The organism is Chitinophagales bacterium, from assembly GCA_017303415.1.
In the GTDB taxonomy this organism is placed as follows: domain Bacteria; phylum Bacteroidota; class Bacteroidia; order Chitinophagales; family Chitinophagaceae; genus SpSt-398.
Map to the genome: position 1 here is coordinate 114,300 of JAFLBJ010000001.1, position 17,217 is coordinate 131,516.

Sequence of the window (17,217 nt, forward strand, 5' to 3'; positions counted from 1 at the left end):
GCACTCCACTACCTGAATCATGAAGATCCCTTTTATTGATAGTAGATTACCTAAAGGATGGATATTTTCTATCCTGCTAATCTCTATAATCATCCCAAAAATCCTGGTCCTCAGTTCCTGTGCCAACATGATCCCCCCATCTGGCGGCCCCCGCGATTCACTTCCCCCTGTATTGAGAAGTGTGACCCCACCCGACTCAAGTAAGGGATTTAATACAAGAACCATCACATTTACCTTTGATGAGTATGTGGAGCTGAATGAAGTACAGAAAAATGTGCTGGTCTCCCCCACTCCCGAAGTAAACCCCCAGATCGAATCGAAGCTGAAAACGGTGACAGTTAAATGGGAGGATACACTCGAGGCCAATACCACCTATTCCATCAATTTTGGGCGGGCGATTCAGGACATCAACGAGCGTAACCCACTGAGAAATTTTACCTACGTCTTCACCACTGGCCAATACTTCGACTCACTCGAATTCAGGGGCAATGTGATCCTGGCGGAAACCGGAGGGGTTGATTCTACCCTATTTGTACTCCTTCACCGCACGGGAGAAGATTCGGCCCTGGTCAATAAAAAGCCCCGGTATATGACCCGGGTGGATAAGAAGGGGGAATTCCTGTTCCGTAACCTTGCCCCCGCCACTTACCATGTGTATGCGCTAAAGGACGATAATGGTATTGGAAAATACTTTTCTACTGAACAGCTTTTTGCCTTTGCCGATTCACCGGTGGTAGTAAATGATGACTCTACCAGGTCAGTCACCCTTTATGCCTATGCTGTCAAAAGGCCGCCGGAAACTTCCAGTTCACCCGCAGCCCAGGCACCTGCAAGACCCAACGAAGTGGCCCGTTTACGCTTTGGCACTTCGCTCACAGGCGCGGTACAGGACCTGCTCCTACCCTTTTCGCTTCAATTCACGGTTCCCTTAAAAACATTTGACCCAACCCTGGTTAAGGTCAGCACGGATACCAGCTTTAATCCCGTTGCCGGATATACCTGGGAACTGGATACCTTAAAACAAAAAGCCACCCTGATCACCAATCTGCGGGAGGACACGCGGTATAATATCATTTTGGAAAAAGAATTTGGAACCGATACCCTTGGGCAGCAATTATTAAAATCAGATACGCTTACCTTCCAGACACGGCGTCAATCCGAATATGGTTCGCTCCGTATCCGGCTGAAAAATGCGGACAGCCTGCAGCGGCCTGTGGTCCTTATCAGCCAGAGTGGAAGACTGGTAAAATCAGCCTCGCTCGCCAAGGGTGAATTCTTTACCCCCCTCTTCCTGCCCGGCAATTATGAACTCGCCCTGCTCTATGACCGGAACAACAATGGTCAATGGGATCCCGGAGAGTTTTTTGGAAAACGAATTCAACCCGAGATCGTAAAACCGGTGAAAGAGAAATTGGTGGTGCGGCCGAGTTGGGAAAATGAAATTGACCTGGATTAAGGGATAGGAGGATGGAGAGGATTAATTTTGAATACTTCGCATATCTTGTAGAAAGAGTGCCTGGGGGTGATGATAATTATTAAATAATGATGAAATTTGCCCTGGAAAAAATGGATAGGAAACCAGAATAATCCTAAAAATCAATTCTCCAAATCAACCAATCCAGGTAATGCAGCTATCCTCCCAACTTCTCGAATCCGCCGTCAGTGCTTTTGCCAAACTCCCGGGCATTGGTAAAAAAACGGCTTTGCGATTGGTCCTTCACCTGTTGAAACAGGAGAAGGAGGAAGTGGGTCAATTCAGTGAGATAATCAACCGGATGCGGCAGGATATTCGTTTTTGCCGTCGTTGCCATAATGTATCCGATGCGGAGATCTGCTCTATTTGTTCCAATAGCATGCGGAAGCAGGATATTATCTGTGTGGTTGAAACCATCCGGGATGTCATTGCCATAGAAAGCACCCAGCAATTCAACGGTACTTATCATGTATTGGGTGGGGTCATTTCTCCACTGGATGGTGTGGGCCCCGATCAATTGACCATCGAGAGTCTTGTAACACGGGTACAGAAAGAAAACAGCGCCGAACTCATCTTTGCCCTTAATCCAACGATACAGGGAGATACCACCATCTATTATATTCAGAAAAAGCTGCAGGGCATTCCTGTCCGGATCACCACCATTGCCCGGGGCATTGCCTTTGGCGGTGAACTGGAATATGCCGATGAAATGACATTGGCAAGAAGCCTCCAGAACCGGTTACCGGTGGAGTCGTATGTGGGGGGGAGGTGATGGGGAGGGGGATGTTGGAGGTTGGATGACAGATGACAGATGACAGATGACGGAGGTCCGGGGTCCGAGGTCCGAAGTCCAGGACCGAAAGTCTGTCATCTGTCCTCCGTCATCTGTCATCCAACATCCAACATCTAACATCCAACATCCAACCTCCCCCTTGCAAAATCCCTTGCTAAAAGCTATCTTTGCCCCAAATGGCGGATTTGTTTATTGTTCGGCCTCATCAGAACTAATAAACGCGTTAGGAACCACCTACCTGATTGTTTCCCACTCGTTTATAGTAATTAACCGCTGAGGCTGCCGCCAGAATATAGTCAATCTATTGTATGGACATTCGTAAAGAATTGGAAAAGAGGATATTGATCATTGATGGAGCCATGGGTACCATGATCCAGCGGCATAAGCTGTCGGAAGGGGATTACCGTGGGGAACGCTTCAAGGACTGGCCTTCAGACCTGAAAGGGAACAACGACCTGTTGGTACTGACCCAACCCCGGATCATTGTGGGCATTCACAAAGAATACCTGGAAGCCGGGGCCGATATCATTGAAACGGACACTTTCAATGCCCAGAAGATCTCCCTCGCGGACTATGATATGCAAAGCCTGGCTTACGAGATCAATATCGAAGCCGCAAAATGCGCCCGTACGGCTGTGGAGGAATTCAGAGCTGAACATCCTGACAAGGCCGCCGAAGGCAAATGGGTGGCCGGTGCCATCGGACCTTTGAACAAAACCCTCTCACTATCGCCGGATGTAAACAATCCGGGTTTCAGGGCGCTCACCTTCGATGAGGCCGTGGAAGCTTATTATGAACAAGTAAAGGGGTTGGTTGATGGAGGTGTTGACCTCCTTCTAATCGAAACCATTTTCGATACATTGAATGCCAAAGCCGCGATCTATGCGGTGAAAAAATATTTCAAAGACGCACAAAAAGCCGAACTGCCGATCATGATCAGCGGCACCATTACCGATGCATCCGGACGTACCCTGAGCGGGCAGACGCTGGAAGCCTTCTATACTTCGGTGATGCATGCCAAACCACTCAGCATCGGTCTGAACTGTGCGCTGGGCGCAAAAGAAATGCGTCCGCATATTGAAGAACTTTCCCAGACCGCCTCCAGTTATGTATCCGCCTATCCAAATGCCGGGTTACCCAATGCCATGGGTGAATACGATGAAGCCCCGGAAGATACCGGTCATTACCTGGAAGATTGGGCACAAGAAGGATTTGTCAATATTGTTGGGGGATGCTGTGGCACCACCCCCGATCATATCCGCCATATCGCCGAACATGTAAAGAAAATCAAGCCGAGACCTCTTCCGATCGTAGAAAAAGAATTAGTGCATTAAAAATCAAACCATGGAAAAAACGCTACTTCTGATCTCCATTCTGATCCTGATCGTGAACAATTTCTCGTATCTCAAAGGCTTAATGATCAAAAAGAACACCTGATGCAGGACACCATCGTCATCAAACCCTACCTAAGACTCTCCGGACTCGAACCACTGCAAATACGCCCCGAAACGAATTTCATTAACGTGGGTGAACGGACCAATGTAACTGGTTCAAAGAAATTCGCGCGGCTGATCCGGGAAAACAAATACGAAGAAGCCCTGAGCGTAGCCCGCCAACAGGTGGAAAGCGGCGCCCAGGTACTGGATGTGAACATGGATGACGCCCTTCTTGACGGCGTACAGGCCATGACCACCTTCCTCAACCTGGTGCAAAGCGAACCCGATATCGCGCGTATCCCCATCATGATCGACTCATCGAAATTTGAGATCATTGAAGCGGGACTGAAATGCGTACAAGGCAAGGCCATCGTGAACTCCATCTCCATGAAGGAAGGAGAGGAAAAATTTATTCAACAGGCGGAGATATGCAAACTATTTGGCGCCGCCGTGATCGTGATGGCCTTTGATGAAAAAGGTCAGGCCGATACAAAAGACCGTAAGGTAGAGATTTGTCACCGCGCCTATACCATACTTACCAAGAAGCTGGGTTACGACCCGCAAGACATCATATTTGACCCCAACATCTTTGCAGTAGCCACCGGTTTGGAAGAACATAACAACTACGGTGTTGATTTTATCCAGGCTACCAGTGAGATCAAACAACTCATGCCTTTGACCAAGGTATCGGGTGGGGTGAGCAATCTCTCCTTCTCCTTCCGGGGCAATGACCATGTACGGGAGGCCATGCACAGCGTTTTCCTCTATCATGCCATTAAAGCCGGTATGGATATGGGGATCGTGAATGCGGGCCAGTTGGTGGTATATGATGAAATTGAACCCAAACTCCGGGATCTCTGTGAAGACGTGATCCTGAACCGGAACAATACGAACAACGAGGCAACGGAAAAACTGATCGCTTTTGCTGAAACAGTAAAAGCCAAAGGCAAGGAAGAAGTAAAAAATGAGGCCTGGAGACAGGGCACGGTGGAAGAAAGACTGACGCATGCCCTGGTAAACGGGATTGCAGATTATATTGAACAGGATACAGAAGAAGCCCGGCAGAAATACCCGGCTCCGCTCACCGTGATCGAAGGGCCCCTGATGGATGGTATGAATGTGGTGGGTGACCTTTTTGGCGCTGGTAAAATGTTCCTGCCCCAGGTAGTAAAAAGCGCCCGGGTGATGAAAAAATCAGTAGCTGTACTTACCCCCTATATTGAAGCAGAGAAAGAAGAGAAAAGAAGAAACCTGGAAATAAGTGGTGGGCAATCCGTAGAAGCCAAAGGAGCCGCTAAGGTTTTATTGGCCACAGTAAAAGGTGATGTACACGATATTGGTAAAAACATTGTGGGTGTGGTTCTGGGTTGTAATGGATATGACATCATTGATATGGGCGTGATGGTGCCAGCCGATAAGATCCTGGATACCGCGGAAAAAGAAAAGGTAGATATCATTGGACTGAGTGGTTTGATCACCCCTTCCCTGGATGAAATGGTGCATGTTGCCCATGAAATGAAACGCCGGGGGATGAAACAACCCCTGCTGATCGGTGGAGCCACTACCTCCCGGATGCATACAGCCGTGAAGATCGCGCCACAATATGATCATGGAGTGCTGCATGTACTTGACGCCTCCCGAAGTGTGACAGCCGTAAGCACCCTGCTGAGTGAAGACCAGAAATCAACATTTCTTGGTCAGACCACAAAGGAATATGATGAACTCCGTCAGCAGTTCCTCAACAAACAAAAGAACAGGTCACTGATCCCTTACAAGGAAGCCAAAGTGACCAAAGAATATTTTGATTGGAAGAATTACAAACCAACTACCCCGGCGGTGAATGGGGTGAAGGTGATAAAAGGCGCCGATCTGGGTATCATTGCGGAATATATCGATTGGGGTCCCTTCTTTATTGGTTGGGAAATGCCCGGTCACTTCCCCGAAGTATTATCCGATAAGATCTTTGGCCAGGAAGCAACAAGGCTCTACGCCGATGCTCAAGCCCTGGTAAAAAAGATCGTTGCCGAAAAATGGTTTAGTGCCGATGGCGTCATTGGTTTCTGGCCCGCCTTAAGCAATAATGAAGATACTGTGACCCTGCAAACGGAGAAGGGTGAGGTGAAATTGGAAATGCTCCGGCAGCAGTTGAAAAAAGCCGTGGGTCAGCCAAATTTCTCCTTGGCAGATTTCGTAATGCCTGCGCAGGGTACCCATACCGACTACATGGGCGCCTTTGCCGTAACGATTCATGGCGCTAAAAAACATGTGGACCGTTTTGCAGCCGACCACGATGAATACAACAAGATCATGGTCCAGATACTGGCCGATCGGTTTGTAGAGGCTTTTGCCGAATACCTCCACGCGGGTACCCGCAAGGAGTATTGGGGCTATGATAAAGAAGAGAAATTAACTAACGAAGAACTCATTCGCGAAAAATACAAGGGCATTCGCCCGGCACCGGGTTACCCGGCCTGCCCCGATCATACCGAAAAGATCAAACTATTTGATCTCCTCAATGTATCCGAGAACATTGGCATTGAACTCACCGAAAGCCTCGCGATGAATCCACCCGCTTCCGTATGTGGCTGGTATATCGCCCACCCGCAAAGTCACTATTTTGGCTTGGGAAAAATTTCCCGCGATCAACTGGAAGACTATGCAAAACGGAAAGGCATGAATTTGGATGAGGCAGAGAAATGGTTACGGCCGGTATTGGAGTAGGGGGAAATAAAAAATTAAGGAATAAGATTTTTATTTACCTGGCTTTAATAACTATTGTTTTCGTCCATGAATCATGCCAGGGCCTTGTACCAAAAGCGCTAAAGACTTCAAACGGTACCAGACGGGAAAGGGTGCGCAATATCGCATCCTTGAAGGTTAGTTCTCCACCATCCTCCCGAATAGCACGAGTGCCGGAGATCAATTTGCCCAAGGTATATCCCCGAAATGCCTTCTCGCAAATGGTATAATAGAAAAGATAATTGACAATGGCTACCGCATAACTCAGGACCAGAAGATCCCAACTCGTTTGTTCAACAATGATCCGGTTCATGTATTCCGGAAAGAGGATACCCAGAAGCGCCCCAACGACCGTGCTGGTAAGATAACTTAAGGCAAAACGCATCAACAGATTATCGATCAGGTAATTCACAAAACGCTGACCCATGGTGGCCTCTACATACTGTTGTTGTGACAGGTAGTCGTCAAAAAGTCCCGGCTCCGGGGTAGGTTGGTTCAGTTCATCCTGTTCGCTCATGTTGGTTAAGTTAAGATTTGATGGTAGCGGAGCTGTTCTTTTAACTGCTCCGGGTTTTGAAAATGAATACTCGTAATGCCCAGGTCTTCAGCGGCCTTTACATTGCGAAGATTATCATCAATAAAAAGAGCTTGTTGTGGTTGCACCGAATACCGGTCGAGTAACCGATGATAGAACTCCGGAAATGGTTTTCGGGTCTTCTCTTCTCCACTTACCACCCGGCCATCAAACCAATGCAGGAAATCATAGCGTACCAGGGCGATATCAAACAGATTGGCCTGCCAGTTGGTCAATGCATAGGTGCGGTGCTGTCCCTGTTGCTTTAACTGTCTGAACAATTCAACAGTACCTGAAATAGGCCCGCCCAGCATATCCGTCCATTTCCCATAATAATCACGAATGGAGGATTCCCAATCCGGAAATTCTTTGACCAACATTTGAGTGGCCTCTACAATGGAACGACCTGCATCCTGCTCCTCATTCCAGTCGGAGGTACAGATATGAGTAAAAAAATAGTCCCTTTTTTCCGGATTTTCAAAATATTGGTCATGAAAAACATAACGGGGGTTCCAGTCGATCAGTACCCCACCGAGGTCAAATATGATCGTGTCAATAGAGTGGTTCATCGTATTCTAAATTGGTGCCTGTCATTTTTTTATTCTCCAGCAATTTACTTCGTGAAGCGATAACTGCCGCAAGTGCGGTCATAAAAACCAGTAAAATTAATCCGGAAGACAGGTTGGTCTTCTCTGAAATAAACCCGATCAGCGATGGCCCTGCTAAAAAACCGATCAACCCGCCGGTGGTGACCATGGCAAAACCATCCACCGGTTTTACACCGGGAATATTGCCTGAGGCACTAAATAATACCGGTACGATACAGGAACAACCGAACCCCACCAGAATATAGCCGATAATGCCAGGCACCGCAGATGAAGAAAGCACCACCAGTAAAAAACCGGCTGCTGCAAGGGAGGCTCCGCCGATAACGACGGTCTTACTTCCTATACGGGTAACAAGTCCGTCTCCATTGAGCCGGCCTATCGTCATGGCCACAGCAAATCCGGTGTATCCAAGACTTAATAACTCCTTAGGGGCTCCAATCACTTCGCGGAAATAGATGGCGCTCCAGTCGGCGACACAACCTTCCGACATAAAGATCACGAGACAAATAAAAGATATGCTCAATACACTCAGCGATGGAAATTTCAATCCCGACCGGCTATGTATGATCTCATCATGTGACAATAAGTGCTTTCGGTTAAAAAAAACAATTGAGGCCACAAACGTGGCCATGATCAATATTTGCCAGGTAGGTCCCAACCCGCCAGCTACAAATAAAGGGACTAGTCCCGTACTGATGCCCCCGCCAATACTATACAAAGCGTGGCTGGTGCTCATCAACTTGCGGTTGTATTTTTTTTCAAACGCGTTGATGGTGGTATTGACCGACACCCCATTGAAAAAACCATTGATGCCAAAGAGGTATAAACTGATCCAGAAGACATAAAGATTGGGGGCATTGACCAGCATGATCATGATCAAGGCCAGCGAGAGATAACCAGTAACCATCCAGGTTCCAACCGCGATACGGCTAAACAATCTGCCTGATAATGCTACAGCAGTCAAAGCGCCAAGAGGTGATAAGAGAAGGGATAAACCCAGTGTGCCATCAGATAATCCCAGTCGCACTTTGATTTCCGGGATGGCGCCTACCCAGATTCCAAAGAGCAGGCTGGTACAGGCCAGTAATACACTGACTGCAAAAACAGGCCTGAGCCGGATGAAACTGGACAGGTTTTTCCACATAAGCCGGGTCGTACTACTTTTATTTCAATTTTAAAAAGATCATGACAGAACAAAGCGAGATCATGATGACATTGGTGACGATGATGACATTATCCTGCTTCATCACCCCATAGGCGATCCACATCACTTCATTGATAAAGGCAATGACAAACATCATCAGCGACACATTGGCCGCGGATTTTTCCTTCCAGGTTTTTAATACTTGCGGGAGGAAGGTGAGGGCGGTAACTGCGCAGGCGGAGTAACCGAGTAGGTCGACTGTACTCATGTTGGCAATTTCGTTTCAGTTTTTAATACTAAAGACTAAAAGCTAATAGCTATTGGCTATTAGCTTTCAATATTCTTGAACGTTCATTTCTTTTTCTTCTTTTTTGTTCCAAATTCTTTGATCTGCTCAGGTGTGGCGGGTGCCAGGCTGATGGCAGCACCACCACCGGCAGCCAGTTTAACCCACATACCCGATTTCGAATCCACGATCATTTTGTCGATGGCGTAGGCTTCGGGATTGTTTTGCCAATGAGCATCCGAGGCATCGCGATAGATCGTAGCCAGGTATTTGGTTCCTTCAGTTAAAAAGTCCAGTTTAACGGATACATCCCGTGGTTTTTCATCGGTGATCGCGCCAATGAACCAGGCAGATGAATTCTTTCCTTTCCGGGCAATGGTTAAATATTCACCGGGCTCGGCCTCCAGGATACGTGTATCATCCCAGTCCACAGCCACATCTTTGATAAACTGAAAGGCATCCGGACGGGCTTCATAATTCTCCGGCAGGTCAGCCGCCATTTGCAAAGGACTATACATGGTTACATACAAAGCCAATTGTTTGGCCAGGGTTGTATGTACCTGTTCCTTTTTATCCGGATTATAATGGCTCATTTTGATCTTGAAGATGCCGGGGGTATAATCCATTGGCCCACCGATCAAACGGGTAAAAGGTAAGATGGTCTCATGATCGGGAGGGTTACCTACACTCCAGGCATTGAACTCATTTCCCCGGGCGGCCTCACTCGCCACCCAATTGGGGTACGTGCGATGAAGACCTGTCAGCCGAACCGATTCATGCATATCTACCATAATGCCATATTGTGCTGTTTTGGCTGCCACCCGTTCAAAATGCTTTACCATCCATTGTCCATCGTGGTGTTCACCACGGGGAATGATGCGTCCCACATAGCCGGTTTTTACCGCGTCATAATTAAATTGTTTCATCAGGCGATAAGCTGTATCCATCCAACGTTCATAGTTGGTCACGGAGGCTGATGTTTCATGGTGCATGATGATCTTTACCCCTTTACTCTTCGCATAGTTGGATAGTTCGGCAATATCAAAATCGGGATAGGGGGTCACAAAGTCAAATACATCTTCTTTCCATTGCCCAAACCAATCTTCCCAGCCGGTGTTCCATCCTTCTACCAGTACAGACTGGATATTATTTTTGGCAGCAAAGTCGATATACCTTTTTACATTGGCTGTATTGGCACCATGGGGCACCTTGGTCGCTTGCTGGCTGCCTACCTGTCCGCCGCTATAATCCCAGCTACTCACTCCCACATGCATTTCCCACCATACGCCAACAAATTTTTGAGGTTTGATGAATGAAGTATTCGGAACTTTAGAAGGCTCATTCAGGTTAAGGATCATTTTAGACGATAAGAGGTCAGCCGCTTTATCGCTGATAAGGATGGTACGCCAGGGTGTTTGGGTTGGCGTTTGCAAGTAGGCTTTGTTTCCAACAGCGTCAGGCACCAGGTGTGAATGAAAGGTAAAATTGCTTTTGTCCAGTACCAGGTTCAGGGCCGGATAGTTTACCAGGGCCGCCTCATGAATATTGATGTACAAGCCTTCCGCTGTTTTCATCATCAGCGGTGTTTGAACCGCATTCCGATCAAAAAAGGTTTTAGCATGGATCTCGGCACTCAATTTTCCTCCGGCCGCATCGATCTCACTTAATTTGGTCTGGTTGTACCAGTATTCATTGGTGTCATAATCGCCCGGTATCCACCATGCGGTATGATCGCCGGTGAGGGCGATCTGGGTCATTTCTTCACCAATGACAAAATGTTTGAGATTAGGCTGATCAGGAAATTCAAAACGAAAACCTACTCCTTCATCAAAAACACGGGCTATGAATATCACAACAATATCGTTGGTGGTTTTCAGTTTGAGGGCAATCTCATTACAATGATTACGGATCGTTTTTACTTCACCCCATACCGGATCCCAGCTTTCATCGATGGTGCGTTTGTTTATAGAAGTGACGCTGAATTTATCAAGCAGTATGGCGGGCACATTAAATGTAAAACCGATCGAAGAAGGTTTAACCACGCTCATGCCTTTGTAATCGACAGCATAAGCCAATTTATCACCCGGATTAGATATCAGGCGAAAGACCATATTCCCGTTGGGGGAAGCGATGGATTCAATATCAGCGGCAAACAATACAGGAGTTATGACCAGCCAGGCGGTCAACAGGGAAAGAAACTTTTTCATATCCGGAAAATTTGAAGGGTGAAGGTAGGAACTCGGGTGGATTTCCAAATTGATTCTTGTTAGTTTGTTTCTCACTACGAAGGCCGAAAGAAATTTCAATTACTTATCTCTTTTCCAATAACCACCACAAACGTTTGCGGGGCTTCACGGTGTAGTTTGTCCGAATATAATGCAGTACATGATTTACGGCTTCTGCCGGGTCATCGGTCAGGAGAACCAGTGACAGGTCTTCCCGGGAGATAGTGCCGTTCTCAGCCATATGTTCGATCATATCCCATAGTTCTTTATAATACTCTTTCCCAAGTAATACTATGGGAAAAGCGCTGATGGTACGGGTTTGCACCAGCGTAACTGTTTCAAATAATTCATCCATGGTACCAAAACCACCAGGCATAATGATAAACCCGTAGGAGTATTTGGTAAGCAATACTTTGCGGACAAAGAAATGCTCAAAGGTGATGGACTTGTGTACGTAGGGGTTTATATGTTGTTCAAAAGGCAATTGAATATTACAGCCAATGGAGGTTCCCCCTGCTTCAAATGCACCCCGGTTGGCCGCCTCCATAATGCCGGGGCCACCGCCGGTCATGGTGGTCATTCCCGATTCTGCCACCAGGCGTCCTACCTCCCGGGCAGCAAAATAATATGGATGGTCTTCCTTGAACCTTGCTGAGCCAAAAACAGTGACACAGGGCCCGGCAAAATGGAGGGTTCGAAATCCGCGGATGAACTGCCGAAACACCCGAAAGGCAAAGGATAATTCATACCCACGGCTTTTGGGTCCATCGAGAAAAACATGAGATTTGGGAGGAATGAGGCGGGGAAGCTGTTTCATTTTGCTGATTTGGAAATTTGAGGATCCGGAAATAGGTAAACCGGCTTACAAATTATCACTTTATCTCATCTTAAAATCATCAAATTCACAAATCATCAAAATTCCAAATTCTCAAATTCCGCATCTAAATCATTTTGTACCTTGTGGCTATGCGTATCATTTCTTATAACGTAAACGGCATTCGGGCCGCGGTAAAAAAAGGATTCATTGATTGGTTAAAGACCGATCCGGCAGATATTATCTGTATCCAGGAGACAAAAGCCACCAAGGAAGATGTGGACCATCAATTGTTCACGAGCCTCGGCTATCATGATTACTGGTTTTCCGCACAGAAAAAAGGATATAGCGGAGTAGCCGTTTTTTCCAAAATAAAACCTGACAAAGTAGAAACCGGAAACGGACATAGTGCCAGCGATGATGAAGGTCGGGTGATTCAATTAGACTTTGGTGATATCCGTCTTATCAATGCCTATTTTCCCTCTGGTACAAGTGGTGATGAAAGACAGGGATTTAAATATACCTGGCTGGATGAGTTTCAGGTTTACCTGAATAAATTAAAAAAGAAACACCCCAAGCTTATTCTCTGTGGTGATTATAATATCGCCCATCAGGAAATCGATATCCATGACCCCAAAGGGAATAAGAAATCGAGCGGGTTTCTGCCCGAAGAGCGGGAATGGATGACCAAATTCTATGAAAGCGGATGGGTAGACAGTTTCCGTGTCTTTCATCCCGAGCCACATCGGTATAGTTGGTGGAGCCAGCGCTTTCCCAGTGTGCGGTTGAATAACAAAGGCTGGCGGATCGATTATATCAATGTCACCGAGCCTCTCCGTAACCAATTAAAGGATGCGGAGATTTTTCCGGATGTAAAGCACAGTGATCATTGTCCCGTTTATTTGGAGTTGAAGAAATAAGGTGAAGGGAAAGGGTTTTAGATAATGGGTTATAAGTTGGGGATAGACGATTAAAGCTAAACGTTATGGGTCTTCTGATTCTATTGGCCATCCTGGTGCCTGTCACCTTCCTTATCCTGCTATTAATGATCTATTCAAGGGTCAATGAGAACAGGGATCTTTTACAATTCATTGAAAAAAGACTGAGAAAGATTGAGGAGCAGAAGGATGTATTGACGAAAACAGTGGAAAAAACGGATACGCTGGTTAAGCCGGAGACCCGGGAGGAGCCCGTAATTGCCACCCCTTCAACTGTTATTCCTGCATCGACCATCGAGCCTGTGCCTATCATCGTAAAGGAAGAAATTATCGAAGAGGAAGAATTCACGCCTGTTCCGGAGAATGATCCGGCGCCGCTCCCTTCTTTTAGCTCATTTTCAGAAGCACTTAAAGAAAAAACCCGTCAGGTTCATTCACCCTCCCGTAAGGAAAGAGACCTGGAGAAATTCATTGGAGAAAACCTGGCCAATAAGATCGGGATAGCGATTTTGGTGCTGGGGATCGGTTTTTTTGTAAAATATGCCATAGATAAAAACTGGATCAATGAAACCGGACGGGTCCTCATAGGTTTTGCCTGTGGTTTGATCCTGCTTTTCTTTGCTCACCGCATCCGAAATTCATATCGCTCCTTTAGCTCTGTACTGGTAGGAGGTGGATTGGCCGTTTTTTATTTCACCATTGCCTTTGCCTTTCAGGAGTATCACTTGCTGGGTCAAAAAATGGCGTTCTCCGCTATGGTGGTGACCACCGCCCTGGCAGTAGGTTTATCCATTTTTTATGATCGGCTTGAATTGGCTATACTCGCAACAGTTGGTGGGTTTATCACCCCATTTCTCCTGAGTACCGGGCAGGATAACTACCAGGCCTTGTTTACCTATATGGCGATCCTGAATGCTGGTTGGATGATTCTTTCGGTCTTCAAGCGATGGCCGGTGGTCAATTTTATAGCCCTTTTTTTTACCGTTTTCATCGTCAGTTTCTGGTTCATTGATCGAAAATACCTCAACGGAGAACCGATACCTCTCCAGCCATCCCTGCTATTCTTTACCTTTTTTTACCTGGAATTTGTGGCGATGAATATCCTTCACCAGATAGTACATAAACGACCCTTTCTCGGGTTCGATTTTATAGTTCTGCTGGGTGTAAATGGGTTGTATTTTGCGGCAGGATACAACCTGTTTGATGCATTCCCCGAAAAAGACCAAAGCGGACTTCTTTCCGCTTTGCTCGGGTTATTCAATCTTGGCCTTTATTTTTTCTTCCGGAACAAAAAGGACACCGATCCGGGATTTGCCCGTTTGCTCTTGGGACTTGGGCTCTCTTTTCTCACCCTCGCTATTCCCGTTCAGTTCAATGGCCATATAGTTACCCTTTTCTGGGCTGCGGAATCCCTGATTCTCTTTTGGATCTACCAGCGTTCAAGAATGAAAGTATTGCTCCTTTCGCTTATCGTTGTGGTTCCATTAATGCTGATCAGCCTGCTTGAAGACTGGGGAGATGCATATATGTGGTCAAACGAAACCCTCCGGATCCTCTTCAACGAGGGGGTTTTCTCCACCCTGGCCGTAGCCATTGCGTTATTTGGAATACAGATCATGCACCGAAAGGAGGCCGATACGTACCTGGCAGGCAAGCTTCAAAACAAAGCAGTAAAGACATTCCTGTTAATTGCCGGGTATCTGGTCGTCTGGATCGGCGGTGTACTTGAAATAGATCATCAGTTTGGTGCCAGATCGAATGTCCTTAAAATGATTTATATCCCGCTCTATTCCTTTTTAACTGTGGCTTTTATTCTTATCCGATATAAAAAACAAGCAAATGGGGTTCTGCGTATCACCTTAACGGCTCTTTGCCTGGGTTTGTACTTCTATTTTCTCGACCCTCAGGAAGATGCCACCTTTTACATTATTGATCAGGGAAAATCGTCCTGGCATATGCTAGCTCATTTTGTAGGGGCAGCTGTTTTATTTTATCTGATTTATCTATTAATTCAGTGGTTTCGCTTCAACGGAAAGGACTGGGCATCTTATCAAAATCTGTTTACCTGGCTTTTTTCTGCAGCCATCGTCTTAATCCTGAGTGTGGAGATCTATCATCTCATGCTTTGGGTCTATTACAAACCAGGAGGGAAAATTGACTATTGGTGGAACTTATATGCTAAAGCAGGGCTCAGTATCATTTGGGGTATATGCTCCTTTGCCTTTATGTGGGTGGGTATGCAGAAAAAGTTCAGGATGTTACGGATTGTATCACTTTCTCTTTTCTCGGTTACCCTGGTCAAATTATTTCTATATGATATCCGGAACATTCCTCCGGGTGGCAAGATTGCAGCATTTATCCTGCTTGGCGTCTTATTGTTAGTCATTTCCTTTATGTACCAGCGGCTGAAGAAAGTGGTATTAGAGGAGTAATTTTGAGCATGATCATTTATAATATCACTGTTAAACCCGATCCGGATATATCTGAATCCTATCTTGAGTGGTTGAAAGAGATCCATATTCCGGCCATTATGGCTACCGGATGTTTTTTGGAATTTCGGATTTGCCGTATGCTGGATGTGGAGGAAGGCGATGGCACGACTTTGGTGGTTCAGTACCATGCGCCTGACAGAGTAGCTTATGAAACCTATATCCGGGAATATGCCCCGAAATTGCGTGAAGATGCCTTTCAAACCTGGGGAGACCGGTTTCTGGCCTTTCGGAGTATAATGGAGATTCTTTGAACCTGGTCTGTAAACCAAAGAGACCCATTCCTGTGCAAGAATTGTGGATAAAGAATTTCCTGCCAAATCCTTGCCCCGTGCGGGTTTCAGCGGATTAGGCTGGAATGGTTTTTTGACTAAAAAAATTTTGTCAGTGGGGAAAAGCATCTAAATTTGCCGACTCATAAAACACCAAAATCACCTAACATGAACAAAGCTGAATTGATAAACAAGATCGCCGATGATGCGGGCATCACAAAGACACAGGCCAATGCCGCCCTGGATTCCTTCACCGAAGCCGTGACCAAGACCCTGAAAGGCGGTGGTAAAGTAACTCTGGTCGGATTTGGTACCTTTACTGTGTCCAAACGCGCCGCCCGCAACGGACGCAATCCCAAAACCAAAGAGGTGATCCGGATCAAGGCTCGTAAAGTGGCTCGTTTCAAAGCAGGTAAAGACCTGGCTGCCAAGCTCTAACTAAACACATTGGAAGGAAAGCACCGGGAAGGATCAGTCTTTCTTTTCTTTTTCAATAATCACAATACAAAAAAATACAACTATGGGAAGAGGCGATAAAAAAACCAAGAAAGGAAAGATCTTCAAAGGCTCTCACGGAAAAAGCCGCCCGGCAAAAGCGACTAAAAAAACAGGGAATAAGCCAGAGGCGAAAAAATAGAGAATAAGAAATAAGAAACAATAAATAAGGAATAAGGAAGTAAGAGAACACGTCTTTTACTTCCTTATTCCTTATTTATTGTTTCTTATTCTCTATTTCTCTTTACGGCGCCAGCCGCTCCATCTTCCACCCCCCATCCTCATCCAGCGTGTACTGTAAGCGATCATGTAAACGACTGGGTCGACCCTGCCAAAACTCCATGATTACAGGTTTTACAATATAGCCACCCCAATGGGCCGGCCGGGGAATGAATTTTCCTTCCAATTCCCGCACTTTATCATTGAACCGTTGATCCAGCCAGTCACGGCCCTCGATCACACTGCTCTGTGGGGAGACCAACGCACCAATCCGACTGGCTTCTGGTCTTGATTGAAAATAGTCATCATTCACCTGATCACTCACTTTCGTAATAATGCCAATGATCCGTACCTGCCGTTCCAACTCTTTCCAAAAAAACAGCAAGCAGGCCTTGGGGTTTTCCGCGATCTGCTGTCCTTTATAACTATTATAATTGGTAAAAAATACAAACCCTTCTTCGCTGTATTCCTTTAGCAATACCACACGGGCCGATGGCACCCCGTCCCCGGCGGCAGTAGCCAGGGTCATGGCATTGGCTTCATCTATCTTGGCATCAATGGCTTCCTGCCACCAGATACTAAACTGGCTGATGGGGTCCTTACGGGCCTCCTGTTCTGTCAGCGATTCAAAGGAATAATCCCTGCGCAGATCGGCGAGGTTCTTGCTCATGGTTTGTGCTTTTGGAAGAACGAATTTAAGAAGTTCCGGGG

The 17,217-nt window shown here is 46.5% G+C and carries 16 protein-coding genes; 9 read left to right on the forward strand and 7 right to left on the reverse strand.

Going from position 1 to position 17,217, the window contains the following annotated elements; translation table 11 throughout:
* Nucleotides 1–127: 127 nt before the first annotated feature.
* From J0M30_00485 to metH, 4 genes are all read left to right on the forward strand, one after another.
* Entirely contained in the window at nt 128–1,456 is a 1,329-nt protein-coding gene (locus tag J0M30_00485; protein ID MBN8665944.1) for an Ig-like domain-containing protein, read from the forward strand.
* Between the two features lie 169 nt (nt 1,457–1,625).
* The gene (gene recR, locus J0M30_00490; protein ID MBN8665945.1) at nt 1,626–2,246 is read left to right on the forward strand and encodes a recombination protein RecR; all 621 of its coding nucleotides are present in this window, start codon (nt 1,626–1,628) and stop codon (nt 2,244–2,246) included.
* Nucleotides 2,247–2,575: 329 nt separating this feature from the next.
* Entirely contained in the window at nt 2,576–3,601 is a 1,026-nt protein-coding gene (locus tag J0M30_00495) for a homocysteine S-methyltransferase family protein (protein MBN8665946.1), read from the forward strand.
* 102 nt (nt 3,602–3,703) lie between these two features.
* On the forward strand, nt 3,704–6,424 hold the full coding sequence (gene metH / locus J0M30_00500; GenBank protein ID MBN8665947.1) for a methionine synthase: 2,721 nt from the start codon (nt 3,704–3,706) through the stop codon (nt 6,422–6,424).
* A gap of 34 nt (nt 6,425–6,458) precedes the next feature.
* Here metH and J0M30_00505 read toward each other — a convergent pair whose 3' ends face one another.
* From J0M30_00505 to J0M30_00530, 6 genes are all read right to left on the reverse strand, one after another.
* Complete coding sequence (locus J0M30_00505) at nt 6,459–6,959, reverse strand: RDD family protein (GenBank protein ID MBN8665948.1); 501 nt, start codon at nt 6,957–6,959, stop codon at nt 6,459–6,461.
* 5 nt (nt 6,960–6,964) lie between these two features.
* The gene (locus tag J0M30_00510) at nt 6,965–7,585 is read right to left on the reverse strand and encodes an HAD family phosphatase (protein MBN8665949.1); all 621 of its coding nucleotides are present in this window, start codon (nt 7,583–7,585) and stop codon (nt 6,965–6,967) included.
* Nucleotides 7,569–8,768, reverse strand: a complete 1,200-nt coding sequence (locus J0M30_00515) for an MFS transporter (GenBank protein MBN8665950.1) — start codon at nt 8,766–8,768, stop codon at nt 7,569–7,571. The genes J0M30_00510 and J0M30_00515 overlap by 17 nt, the downstream gene beginning before the upstream one ends.
* Before the next feature lie 19 nt (nt 8,769–8,787).
* Nucleotides 8,788–9,036 (reverse strand): hypothetical protein, encoded by a 249-nt coding sequence (locus tag J0M30_00520; GenBank protein ID MBN8665951.1) that lies wholly within the window; start codon nt 9,034–9,036, stop codon nt 8,788–8,790.
* An 83-nt stretch (nt 9,037–9,119) separates the two neighbouring features.
* On the reverse strand, nt 9,120–11,261 hold the full coding sequence (locus J0M30_00525) for a glycoside hydrolase family 97 protein (protein ID MBN8665952.1): 2,142 nt from the start codon (nt 11,259–11,261) through the stop codon (nt 9,120–9,122).
* A gap of 103 nt (nt 11,262–11,364) precedes the next feature.
* On the reverse strand, nt 11,365–12,096 hold the full coding sequence (locus tag J0M30_00530) for a TIGR00730 family Rossman fold protein (protein MBN8665953.1): 732 nt from the start codon (nt 12,094–12,096) through the stop codon (nt 11,365–11,367).
* A 149-nt stretch (nt 12,097–12,245) separates the two neighbouring features.
* On the opposite strand from J0M30_00530, the gene xth reads away from it, so the two are divergent.
* From xth to J0M30_00555, 5 genes are all read left to right on the forward strand, one after another.
* Nucleotides 12,246–13,013, forward strand: coding sequence for an exodeoxyribonuclease III (xth, locus tag J0M30_00535; protein MBN8665954.1), 768 nt, complete (start codon nt 12,246–12,248; stop codon nt 13,011–13,013).
* Between the two features lie 65 nt (nt 13,014–13,078).
* Nucleotides 13,079–15,463, forward strand: coding sequence for a DUF2339 domain-containing protein (locus J0M30_00540; protein ID MBN8665955.1), 2,385 nt, complete (start codon nt 13,079–13,081; stop codon nt 15,461–15,463).
* Between the two features lie 8 nt (nt 15,464–15,471).
* Nucleotides 15,472–15,774, forward strand: coding sequence for a DUF4286 family protein (locus tag J0M30_00545; GenBank protein MBN8665956.1), 303 nt, complete (start codon nt 15,472–15,474; stop codon nt 15,772–15,774).
* Nucleotides 15,775–15,960: 186 nt separating this feature from the next.
* Nucleotides 15,961–16,230 carry an HU family DNA-binding protein gene (locus tag J0M30_00550; GenBank protein MBN8665957.1) on the forward strand — a complete coding sequence of 90 codons (270 nt, stop codon included), beginning with the start codon at nt 15,961–15,963 and terminating at the stop codon, nt 16,228–16,230.
* 82 nt (nt 16,231–16,312) lie between these two features.
* Complete coding sequence (locus J0M30_00555) at nt 16,313–16,429, forward strand: 30S ribosomal protein THX (protein MBN8665958.1); 117 nt, start codon at nt 16,313–16,315, stop codon at nt 16,427–16,429.
* Nucleotides 16,430–16,531: 102 nt separating this feature from the next.
* On the opposite strand, the gene pdxH is transcribed toward J0M30_00555, so the two are convergent.
* On the reverse strand, nt 16,532–17,176 hold the full coding sequence (gene pdxH, locus J0M30_00560) for a pyridoxamine 5'-phosphate oxidase (protein MBN8665959.1): 645 nt from the start codon (nt 17,174–17,176) through the stop codon (nt 16,532–16,534).
* Nucleotides 17,177–17,217: the final 41 nt, after the last annotated feature.